General features: G+C 75.3%; 3 protein-coding genes and 1 pseudogene. All 4 read right to left on the minus strand.

Annotated elements, in window-relative coordinates:
- Positions 1-492: alcohol dehydrogenase catalytic domain-containing protein (locus tag OO60_RS37555; RefSeq protein ID WP_033263148.1), on the minus strand; the 492-nt coding region annotated here is incomplete at its 3' end.
- A 27-nt stretch (positions 493-519) separates the two neighbouring features.
- The gene (locus tag OO60_RS37560; RefSeq protein WP_156081346.1) at positions 520-975 is read right to left on the minus strand and encodes a hypothetical protein; all 456 of its coding nucleotides are present in this window, start codon (positions 973-975) and stop codon (positions 520-522) included.
- A 5-nt stretch (positions 976-980) separates the two neighbouring features.
- A complete protein-coding gene (locus OO60_RS37565) occupies positions 981-1,757 on the minus strand; it encodes an arylamine N-acetyltransferase family protein (protein ID WP_033263150.1) in 777 nt (258 codons plus the stop codon).
- 18 nt (positions 1,758-1,775) lie between these two features.
- Positions 1,776-12,164: pseudogene (locus OO60_RS47555) on the minus strand (SDR family NAD(P)-dependent oxidoreductase); the annotation flags it as partial.
- Between the last annotated feature and the right edge of the window lie 29 nt (positions 12,165-12,193).

The following is a 12,193-nucleotide window of genomic DNA, read 5'->3' on the forward strand; positions in this document are numbered from 1 at the left end:
GAGCATCGTGTCGTTGTGCCCGTCCGGGCTCTCCAGCTCCACGCTCAGGCAATGCGCCACCACCTCATCGCCGGGCTTCCAGTTGTGCACCCCGACCCCCGTGCGCAGCACCACCCCGGCCAGATCCGAGCCGACCACGTGATACGGCAGGTCGTGCCGCTTGGCCAGCGGCGAAAGCTTCCCGTACTTCTTCAGGAACTTGAACGTCGGGATCGGCTCGAAAATCGAGGTCCACACGGTGTTGTAGTTGATCGCGCTCGCCATCACCGCGACCAGCGCCTCACCCGGCCCCAGCTCGGGGACGGGCACGTCGTCGACGTGCAGCGACTTGCGCGGGTCCTTGTCCCGGCTCTCCAAGCCCTCGAACATGCCGGCCTCATCAGCGTGCACGGTCACCCCGCGGTAGCTCCCGGGCAGCGGCAGCGACGCCGCCGCGCGGGGCTCGCCCCGGACAATGGCCTGCCGGATGTCTCCGAGTTCTCCGTCACCCACAGCTTTCCCTTCTGTCGAGAGGCTCCCTCACGGGAGCAGGCCGAGATCGGCTTCCCCACCCGCACCGGCCGGGCGCCAGAGGGCGGCCCGGTCCGGGGACGGCCGGCGAGCGGCCGAGTCGAGCACGTTCCGCCCGGGGTTGATCAGCCACTCGCGCAGGGCTTCCGCCCACCAGCCGGTGTCGTCGGCCTCGAGCTCGCCGGGCACGGCCGCGAACGCCGTCTCCGCGTCGGCGACGCCGAGCGTCTCGCCGATCGCCGCCCAGGTGAGCCCGTCGGCGCGGGCGGACACGACCGCGCGTTCGCGGTAGCGGGCCGCCAGTTCGGTCAGCGCCCGTGCGGCGCGCAGCGTGGCCCGGTCCAGCTCGTGCGGCCAGTAGTGTTCCGGCACGACGGCGTGCCGGGCGCAGACCGCGATCTCCCACGCCGCTTTGGCGGCGGCGACCTTGGCGTGCAGCGCGGGCGGGAAGGGGTCCTCGGGCACGGCCGTCACCGGCCGCCGTCGAGGATGGTGGCCAGCGCCCGATCGAAGTCCGCCGGTTCGACCAGCGCGGTCACCTTTTCGTGGCCGTCCGCCACCGAAAGCAGGCGCTTGCCGACGAGCAGCAGGTGCCCGTCGGCGGACGAGCGGGCCCGGATGACGGCGTTGGCGAGCACGGTGCCGTCGGTGTATTCCCGCATCCGCTCGGCGAAGCCGTGCCAGTCCCCGACGCTGCGTCCCTCCGGCGAGAAGCGGTAGACCGCCCGCCACGGGCCGGTGCGGCTGCGGCGGTGGAGCGTCTGCCACCCCTGCTGCTCGACCACCTTGTACCGGCAGCCGTACTGGTGCTGCACCTGCGCGTCGAGGCGCAGCGGATCCAGGTAGGACGGTCCGGAGAACCCGACGTCGGCCAGCCACACGTCGTCCCCCACCACGACACCGGTGAACAGGTGCGACAAGTCGGGGGAAAACGTGCCGTCCTCCTGGCGCACCCCCGCCGAGATGATCCGGGTCTCGAAGCCCAGCTCGCCGAGCAGGCGGCGGAACAGCGGGTTCAGCTCGAAGCAGATGCCACCGTGGCCGTCGCGCACGATCTTGTCGAAGGTGGCGTCGAGGTCGACTTCCGCGATGTTGGCGGGCAGCTCGCCGCCGGCCGGGGCGAACTTCGTGTTGTCGTAGGGAATCGTCGTCAGGTGCCGGTGGTGCAGCTGCCGCAGGGTTTCCGGCGTGGCCGTCCGCGGGCCGGTGTAGCCCAGGCGGTCCAGGTAGACCTCGGTGTCGAACATCGTTGTGCCTCCCCGGCTTCAGGCTGTCGTCGCGGTCAGGGCGCGCAGGCGCTCGGTGATGCGCGCCCGCGCCGCCGCGTCCGGTATCGCCGAGATGCTCGCTTCGAGCTTGTCGATCTCCGCGAGCAGGACCTGCGGCTCGAACCCGGGTGGCGGCTCCGGCGGCCGCAGTTCCGCGGCGAGGTGGCCGGCGAGCGCGGCCGGCGTCGGGTGGTCGAACACGACGGCGGCCGAGAGCCGGACGCCGGTGGCCGCGCCGAGCCGGTTGCGCAGCTCCACGGCGGTCAGCGAGTCGAAGCCCCGGTCCCACAGGTCCTGGCCGGGGTCGAGGGCGTCCGTGCCGGTGTGGCCGAGCACCGCCGACGCCGTCGCCAGCACCAGGTCGAGCACGATCGCCCGCTGCTCGTCCGCGGACCGGCCGGCCAGCCCGCGGAGGAACGACCCGCTGTCGACGGCGGTGCTCTCCGCGCTCCGCCGCACCGGGCGGGCCAGCGCGCGCAGCAGCGGCGGCACCGCCTCGCCCGCCGGCCGGTCCAGGTTCATCGGGACCAGCACGGCGTCGGCCGACCGCAGCCCGGCGTCGAACAGCGCCAGACCGTCCTCTTCGGACAGAGCCCGGAAACCCCGGCGGGCCAGGCGCTCCCGGTCGGCGTCGCCGAGCCGGTCCGCCATGCCCGCGGTGCCACCGGCCTGCCAGGCGCCCCAGGCCAGTGCCACGGCCGGCAGCCCCTGGGCTCGCCGCACGTGCGCCAGCCCGTCGAGGAACGCGTTCGCGGCGGCGTAGCCGGCCTGACCGGGACTGCCCACGGTGCCCGCGGCGGAGGAGAAGAGGACGAACGCCGCCAGGTCGCGTTCCCGGGTCAGCTCGTGGAGGTGCCAGGCCGCGTCGGCTTTCGGCCGGAAGACCGTGTCGAGCCGCGCCGCGTTCAACGCCGGGACGACGCCGTCGTCGAGGACGCCGGCGGCGTGCACCACCGCGGTCAGCGGGTGCTCGGCCGGGATCCGGGCGAGCAGGTCTTCGAGCGCGCCGCGGTCGGCCACGTCGCACGCCACCACGGTCGCCCGGGCGCCGTGGGCGGCCAGGTCCGTCACCAGTTCGGCGGCGCCGTCGGCGTCCGGGCCGCGCCGGCCGGCCAGCAGGAGGTGCCGGACGCCGTGCTCGGCGGCCAGGTGCCGGGCGACGAGGGCGCCGAGCGCTCCGGTGCCCCCGGTGACGAGGACCGTGCCTGCCGGGTCCAGCGGGCGGCCCGGGATTTCGGCGCCGGCGGGCCGCCGGGCCAGCCGGGGTACCGTCACCGCTCCGCCGCGCACCGCGGCCTGCGGCTCACCCGAGGCCACCACGGCGGTGACCGCGGCCCGTGAAGCCGGTTCGCCGTCCAGGTCGATCAGCACGATCCGGTCGGGTTCCTCCGACTGGGCGGAGCGGACCAGCCCCCACACCGCGGCTGCCGCCGGGTCGGTGAGTTCCGCGCTGTCGCCCACCGCGACCGCGCCGCGGGTGAGGACCACGAACCGGGCGGCGTCCGCCTGCGGCTCGTCGAGCCAGTCCTGCACCCGCGCGAGGACCGTGGCGGTGACCGCCCGCGCCTGTCCCGGGCCGGCCGGGGACCCGGTGAGGTCGAGGACCGTCCACTGCGCGGGGTCGGCGACCGGCTCCGGCGGGGTGACCGGCGTCCAGCCGATCCGGTACACCAGGTCGTCGATCCCTCGCCGCAGCGCGCCGGGGTCGACCGGGCGCAGGGTGAGGCTGTCGACGGTGAGGACCGGGCGGCCGGTGGTGTCGGTGGCGTACAGGGCCAGCGTCGCCGGCCCGGCCGGGACGAGGTGGACCCGCAGCGTGGTGGCGCCGCCGGCGTGCAGGGTGACGCCGGTCCAGGCGAACGGCAGGTGCGGCGTGGCCGGCGGCGCCGGCGCGAAGGCGTTGGTGTGCAGGGCCGCGTCGAGCAGGGCCGGGTGGATGCCGAACCTGCCGTCGCCGGCCGCCGACGGCAGCGTGATCTCCGCGTGGACGCCGTCGTCGGTGCTCCAGGCCGCGGTCAGGCCCTGGAAGGCGGGGCCGTAGTGGTAGCCGCGCTCGGCCAGCCGGTCGTAGAACGCGGCCGTGTCGAGCGGGCGGGCTCCGGGCGGCGGCCACGTCGGCGGCTCGGCCGGCGCGGGCGGCGGCGAGGCGGGTTCGAGGACGCCGGACGCGTGCCGGGTCCACCCGTGGTCGCCGTCCGGCGGTCCGCCGGTGGTTTCGGTGCGGGCGTGGACGGTGATCCGGCGGCTGCCGGTGTCGCCGGGTTCGGCGACGCGGACCTGGAGCTGGACCGCGTCCCGGTCGCGCAGCAGCAGCGGGCGCTCGAGGACGAATTCCCCGATCGCCGGGCAGCCGGCCTCGTCGCCGGCCCGGACGGCCAGTTCGACGAACAGCGCGCCCGGCACCAGCACCGTGCCCGCGACGGCGTGGTCGGCCAGCCAGGGGTGCGTCCGCGTCGACAGCCGCCCGGTCAGCACCACTTCCCCGCTGCCGGCCAGCCGCACCGCGGCCCCCAGCAGCGGGTGCGACGGCGACTCCAGCCCGGCCGCGGACACGTCCCCCGTCCGGGCCGGGACGTCCAGCCAGAACCGCTCGTGCCGGAAGGCGTACGTCGGCAGGTCCAGCCACTCGCCCCCGCCCGCGCCGAGGTAGGCGGTCAGGTCCACGCCGGACCCGCGCACGTGCAGTTCCGCCAGCGCGGTCAGCACCCCGCGTACCTCGGGCAGGTTCTTGCGGGCGGTCGCGACGAACCCCATGCCGGTGTCCGCGGGCACCGCGGCCACGCCCATGCCGGTCAGCACCGCACCGGGGCCGATCTCCAGCACCGTGGCCACGCCCAGCGCGGCCAGCGCCGCGAGCCCGTCCCCGAAGCGCACGGTGGCCCGGACGTGCTCCACCCAGTAGTCGGGGTCCGACACCCGGCCGGGCTCCACCACGGCCCCCGTCACGTTCGACACGAGCGGGAGCACCGGCTCCCGCAGCGAAAGCTGCTTCACCACATCGCGGAAGCCGTCGAGCATCGGCTCCATCAGCTCCGAGTGGAACGCGTGCGACACCCGCAGGCGCCGCACCCGGCCACCGCGCCCGGCCAGCCGTTCCGAGACGGCCGCGACCGCGTCCTCGGTCCCGGAGACGACCACCGACTCCGGGCCGTTGACCGCCGCCAGCGACACCCCGGAGTCCGGCAGCGCCGCCCGCACGAGGTCTTCGGGCAGCCCGGCGACGGAGGCCATCGCGCCGCCCGGGGGCAGCGCCTGCATCAGGCTCGCCCGCGCGGCCACCAGCCGGGCCGCGCCGGCCAGGTCGAACACGCCGGCCACGAACGCCGCGGTCACCTCGCCGAGGGAGTGCCCGCCCACCACGTCCGGGGCCAGGCCCCACGATTCGAGCAACCGGAACAGCGCCACCTCGAACACGAACAGCCCCGGCTGCGCCCACCCGGTTTCCGCCAGCACCTCGTCGGAGCTGTCGAACATCGCCGCGCGCACCGCGTCGGCGTCCAGCCACCGGCCCAGCTCCGCGCACACCTCGTCCACCGCCGCCCGGAACACCGGGAAGTGTTCGTACAGCTCGCGGCCCATGCCCGCCCGCTGGCTGCCCTGGCCGGAGAACACGACGGCGAGCCCGCCGGCCTTCGCCGGACTCGAGATCGTCCCGGGTGCCCCGTCGGCCAGTGCCCGCAACCCGGCCACCGCTTCGGCGCGGTCGGCGGCCGCCACCACCGCGCGGTCCGGCAGGGACGCCCGGGTGGTCAGCAGCGCCCGGCCCAGCGCGGCGAGCGAGACGTCGTTCTCGTCCACAAAGGACGCAAGCCGGGCGGCCTGGGCGCGCACCGCCGCGGTACCGCGGCCCGAGACGACCAGCGGCACCACCCCGCCGGGCAACTCCGGCGATGCCGCGGCCGGGTCCCGGTCCGGTGCCTGCTGGAGGATCACGTGCGCGTTCGTCCCGCTGATCCCGAACGACGACACCCCCGCCCGCCGCGGCCGGTCCACCGCGGGCCACTCCCGCTGCTCGGTGAGCAGCCGCACCTCCCCGGCGGTCCAGTCGACCTTCGGCGTCGGCTCGTCCACGTGCAACGTCCGCGGCAGCACCCCGCGGCGCATGGCCTCGACCATCTTGATCACTCCGGCGACACCGGCCGCGCCCTGGGTGTGGCCGATGTTCGATTTCACCGAACCCAGCCACAACGGCTCTTCACGATCCTGCCCATACGTGGCCAGCAGAGCCTGCGCCTCGATCGGATCACCCAACGACGTCCCCGTACCATGCGCTTCGACCGCATCGACGTCCGAAGTGGACAGACCGGCACTCGCCAGCGCCGCCCGGATCACCCGCTGCTGCGACGGACCGTTCGGCGCGGTCAGGCCATTGGAAGCACCATCCTGGTTCACCGCCGAACCCGCCACCACACCCAGCACCCGGTGTCCCGCTGCGCGGGCCACCGACAACCGCTCCAGCAACACCAGACCGACACCCTCGCTGAAGCTCGTGCCGTCGGCCGCGCCCGAGAACGCCTTGCACCGCGCGTCGAGCGCGAGACCTCGCTGCCGGGAGAAATCCACGAACAGGTTGGGGGTCGCCATCACCGTCACACCCCCGGCCAGCGCCAAGGAGCACTCACCCCGGCGCAACGCCTGCGCCGCCAGGTGAATCGCCACCAGCGACGACGAACACGCCGTGTCCACCGTCAACGCCGGCCCCACGAAACCCAGCGAATACGCCACCCGCCCCGACACCACGCTCCCGGAGTTGCCGGTCCCGAGGTAGCCCTCGATCTCCTCCGGCACCAGGCCGGCTTCCGGCAGGTACCCCTGGTACATCACCCCGGCGAACACCCCGACGTCGCTGCCCCGCAGGGAAACCGGGTCGATGCCCGCGCGTTCGAACGCCTCCCACGACGTTTCCAGCAGCACCCGCTGCTGCGGGTCCATCGCCAGCGCCTCGCGCGGGCTGATCCCGAAGAACCCCGCGTCGAACCCCGCCGCGTCCTCGAGGAACCCGCCCTCCCGGACGTAGCTCGTGCCCCGGTGCTCCACGTCGGGGTCGAACAGCCGGTCGAGGTCCCAGCCGCGGTCCTCGGGGAACGCCCCGATCGCGTCGGTCTCGCCGGAAACCAGGTCCCACAGCTGCTCCGGCGAGGCCACTCCGCCCGGGAAGCGGCACGCCATCCCGACGATCGCGATGGGCTCGTCCGCGGCCACGGCCGCCACCGCCGTCGTGGCCGGGCGGCGGCCCGCCAGCTCGTCCTTCAGGTAGGCGGCCACCGCCAGTGGCGTCGGGTGGTCGAACAGCAGGGTCGCCGGGAGGCGCACCCCGCTCGCGGCGGTCAGGCGGTTGCGCAGCTCCACCGAGGTCAGCGAGTCGTAGCCGAGGTCGCTGAACGCGCGGTCGGGCTCGATGCCGTCCGCGTTCGCGTGCCGGAGCACCACGGCGGCCTCGGCGCGGACCAGATCCACCAGCGCCTGGCTGCGCTCTTTCTCCGGCAGCCCGGCCAGCCGCTGCAGCAGCGAACCGGCGTCGGGTGCGACGTCCTGCACCGACCGGCGGCCCGGCCGCCCGGCCAGCGCCCGCAGCATCGCGGGGACGGCGTCCCGCCGCGCCCGGACCGCCGCGAGGTCGAGGTGCAGGGGAACCAGCAGTGCCTCGTCCGAAGCCAGCCCGGCGTCGAACAGCGCCATCCCCTCCGCCGAGGTCAGCGCGCGCAACCCGCCGCCGGCGAGCCGGCCGTGCTCGGTCTCGCCGAGCGCGCGGGTCAGCCCGGTGGTCTCCGCCCACAGCCCCCACGCGAGCGACACCGCGGGCAGGCCGGTTGCCCGCCGCCGGTGCGCCAGCGCGTCGAGGTAGGCGTTCGCGGCGGCGTAGTTCGCCTGGCCCGGGTTGCCCAGCACCCCGGCGCCGGAGGAGAAGAGCACGAACGCGGCGAGGTCCCGGTCCGCGGTCAGCTCGTGGAGGTGCACGGCCGCGTCGATCTTGGGGCGGAACACGGTGTCGAAGCGGTCCGGCGTCAGCGCGGACACCACGCCGTCGTCGAGCGCGGCCGCGGCGTGGACGACCGCGGTCAGCGGCCGGTCGGCGGGGATGCCGGCCAGCAGCGCGGCCAGCTCGGCCCGGTCCGCCACGTCGCACGCGGCGATGCGCACTTCGGCGCCCAGTGCGGCCAGCTCGGCTTCGAGCTCCGCCGCGCCGCCGGCCGCCGGGCCGCGGCGGCTGACCAGCAGCAGGTGCCGCACGCCATACGTGGTCACCAGGTGCCGGGCCAGCACCGCGCCCAGGGTCCCGGTGCCGCCGGTGACGAGGACGGTGCCCGCCGGGTCCCACGCCGGGGCCAGGCGGTCCACGGCGGCGGCGCGCGCCAGGCGCGGCACCGAGGCGACGCCCGCGCGGATCGCCACCTGCGGCTCGCCGGAGGCGACGACCGCGGGCAGCACGGCCCGTGACTCGCCGGCGTCGTCGAGGTCGACCAGCACGAACCGGTCCGGGTGCTCCGACTGGGCGGACCGGACCAGCCCCCACACCGCGGCGGCCGCCGGGTCACCGACCTCGCCGGGGTCGTGCACCGCGACCGCGTTGCGCGTGAGGACCACCAGGCGCGCGTCCGGCCGGTCCGCGGCGAGCCAGTCCTGCACCGCTTCGAGCACCCGGCCGGTGGCCGCCCGGGCCGCGGCCGCGTCCCCCGCCCCGGCGGGGACTTCGCAGACCTCTCCGGCGAGCTCGCCGGAGAGGTCTGCGAGCGGGAGCTCGGTCCAGGCGACGTGGAACAGGGAGTTCGCCGTGGCCGTCACCGGGGCGGCGGTGACCGGACGCAGCGTCAGCGACCCGATGGCCGCCACCGGGGCGCCGGCGTGGTCGGCCACCGCGAGCGAGATCCGGTCGGCGCCGAGGTGGGTCGCCCGCACCCGCAGGGCCGCCGGGCCCGAGGCGTACAGGGCGACGTCGTTCCAGGCGAAGGGCAGCAGGGTCCGGCCGTCGACCGTCTCGGCCAACGCGGTGAAGTTCATGCTGTGCAGCGCGGCGTCGAGCAGCGCCGGGTGGATGCCGAAGCCGGCCGCGCCGGCGCCCTCCGGCGGCAGGGTGACCTCGGCGTAGACGTCCTCGCCGCGCTTCCACACCTTGCGCAGCCCCCGGAACGCCGGCCCGTACTCGTAGCCGGCCTCGGCCAGCTCGTCGTAGAACCCGGTGAGGTCCACCGGTTCCGCGTCCGGCGGCGGCCAGTCCGCCAGGTCGAAGCCGGGCGCCGGTTCGGTGGCGGTCAGCGTCCCGGCGGCGTGCCGGACCCAGGCGCCGTCCTGGGCGTCGTCGCGGCTGTGCACCGACACCGGACGGCGGCCCGCCGCGTCCGGATCGCCGACCACGACCTGCAGCGCGACCCCGCCGGTCCCGGAGAGCACCAGCGGCGCCTCGACGATCAGCTCTTCGACGACCGGGCAGCCCACCTCGTCCCCGCCGCGGACGGCCAGTTCCACGAACACCGTCCCGGGGACCAGAACCACGCCGGACACGGCGTGCGCGGCCAGCCACGGGTGCGACCGCAGGGACAGGCGGCCGGTGAACAGCACGCCTTCGCCGCCCGCCAGGCTCGTCCCGGCACCCAGCAGCGGGTGCTTCGGGGACACCAGGCCCGCACCCGAGACGTCACCCGAACCGGAGGGGACCTCCAGCCAGAACCGCTCGCGCTGGAAGGCGTACGACGGCAGCGGCACCCGCCGGCCGCCGCTGCCGCCGAAACACCCGGCCCAGTCCACGCCCACGCCGCGGACGAACAGCTCCGCCGCGCCGGACAGCACCCGCGGGAGCCCGCCGTCGTCGCGGCGCAGCGTCCCGGTCACCACGGTCGGGACGGCTTCGTGCACCGCCAGGGTGTCCTGGACGCTGGTGGTCAGCACCGGGTGCGGGCTCACCTCGACGAACGCGCGGTGGCCCGTGTCCAGCAGCGCCTCGATGGCCGGCGCGAAGCCGACCTGGTGGCGGACGTTGCGGTACCAGTACCCGGCGTCCAGGTCGGTCCCGGTCACCCACTCCTGGGTGACGGTGGACCACATCGGGATCTGCCCGGCGACGCCGCGCACCCCTTCCAGCGCCGCCAGCAGCTCCTCCCGGATGGGCTCGACGTGCGCGGTGTGGGAGGCCACCCCGGCCGGGACGAGCCGGGCCCGGACGCCGTCGGCCTCGCAGTGCTCCCGCAGTTCCGCCAAGGCGTCGAGGTCACCGCCCACGATCACCGACGCCGGCCCGTTGACCGCGGCGACTTCGGCCCGCCCGGCCCACGGGCGCAGCCGCTCTTCGGCCGCTTCCGCGGACAGGGAAACCGCCATGATGCCGCCCGAGCCGCTCATCCGGTTCGCCATCACCCGGCTGCGCAGCACCGCGACGCGGGCCGCGTCGGCCAGTGACAGCACCCCCGCCACGCAGGCCGCGGCGATCTCGCCCTGGGAGTGGCCGACCACCGCGTCGGGGACGACCCCGCACGACCGCCAGACTTCGGCCAGCGCCACGGACACCGCGAACAGCACCGGCTGCACGACCTCCAGCCGGGCCATGTCCGGTGCGCCCGGCGCACCCCGCAGGACGTCGGTCACCGACCAGCCCAGCAGCGGCGCCAGTGCCCGGTCGCAGTCGGCGAACCGGGCGGCGAACGCCGGTGAGGTGTCGAGCAGCTCCAGCCCCATCCCCGCCCACTGCGCCCCCTGCCCGGGGAACACGAACACGAGCTTGCCGTCCACGTCGGCCTGGCCCGAGGTGACGCCCACGCCCGGCGCGCCGTCGGCCAGCGCGCGCAAGCCGGCGACCGCCTCGGCGCGATCGGCCGCGAGGACCACGCCCCGGTCGGCCAGTGCCGCTCGGGTCGTCACGAGGGACAGCCCGGCGTCCACCAGCGGGTCGCCGCCCTGCTCCAGGAACGACGCCAGCCGCGCCGCCTGCCCGCGCAGCCCCGCCGTTCCCCGGCCCGAAACGACCAGCGGGACGACTCCGGCGCGGCTGACGACTCCATCGGTGTCCTCGGTGGTCTCCGCGGGCTCGGGTTCGGGGGCCTGTTCCAGGATCAGGTGGGAGTTGGTGCCGCTCAGCCCGAACGAGGACACCCCGGCCCGGCGGGGCCGGTCGCTCTCCGGCCACGCCTGTTCTTCGGTCAGCAGCCGGACCGCGCCGCTCGCCCAGTCGACCTTCGGCGTCGGCTCGTCCACGTGCAGCGTCCGCGGCAGCACGCCCCGGCGCAGGGCCTCGACCATCTTGATCACCCCGGCCACGCCGGCGGCGGTCTGGGTGTGGCCGATGTTGGACTTCACCGAGCCGAGCCACAACGGCCGTTCCGGCGCCCGTCCCTGCCCGTAGGTGGCCAGGAGCGCGTCGGCCTCGATCGGATCGCCCAGCATGGTGCCGGTGCCGTGCGCCTCCACCGCGTCGACGTCCGAAGTGGACAGTCCGGCACTCGCCAGCGCGGCCCGGATCACCCGCTGCTGCGACGGGCCGTTCGGCGCCGTCAGGCCGTTGGACGCCCCGTCCTGGTTCACCGCCGAACCGCGGATCACGGCCAGCACCCGGTGTCCCGCCGCCCGGGCGTCCGACAGCCGCTCGAGCAGCACCAGCCCCACGCCTTCGCTGAAGCTGGTGCCGTCCGCGGTGGCCGCGAACGCCTTGCACCGGCCGTCGGGCGCGAGCCCGCGCTGCCGGCTGAAGTCGACGAACGCGCCCGGCAGCACCATCACGGCCACGCCGCCGGCCAGGGCCAGCGAGCATTCGCCGCGCCGCAGCGACTGCACGGCCAGGTGGATCGCCACCAGCGACGACGAACACGCCGTGTCCACCGTCAGCGCCGGCCCTTCGAACCCGAGCGAGTACGCCACCCGGCCCGAGGCCACGCTGCCGGCGGTGCCGGTGCCCATGTACCCCTGGCCGGCCCCCGGCACTTTGCCGAGGAATTCGGCGTATTCGTGGTAGAACAGCCCCGCGTAGACGCCGACCGAGCTGCCCCGCAGGGAAACCGGGTCGATGCCGGCGTTTTCAAAGGTCTCCCACGACGTTTCCAGCAACAGCCGCTGCTGCGGGTCCATGGCCACCGCTTCGCGCGGGCTGATCCCGAAGAACGCCGCGTCGAAGTCCGCCATGTCGTGCAGGAAGGCGCTTTCCCGCACGTACGTCGAGCCCTCGCGGTCCGGGTCGGGGTCGCCCAGCGCGTCGAGGTCCCAGCCGCGGTCGTCCGGGAACGGGCCGACGGTGTCCACGCCGTCGGCGACCACCCGCCACAGGTCGTCGGCCGAGGCGATGCCGCCGGGGTAGCGGCAGCCCGTCCCCACGATGGCGATGGGTTCCGATTCGAGGTCCCGCAGGCGTTTCTGGGTCCGGCGGGCGTCGGCGACGACCCGCTTGAGGTAGTCGCGCAGCTTGTCGTCATCGGCCATGGCAGGAAGGCTCCTCG

This window comes from Amycolatopsis vancoresmycina (assembly GCF_000716785.1).
In the GTDB taxonomy this organism is placed as follows: domain Bacteria; phylum Actinomycetota; class Actinomycetes; order Mycobacteriales; family Pseudonocardiaceae; genus Amycolatopsis; species Amycolatopsis vancoresmycina.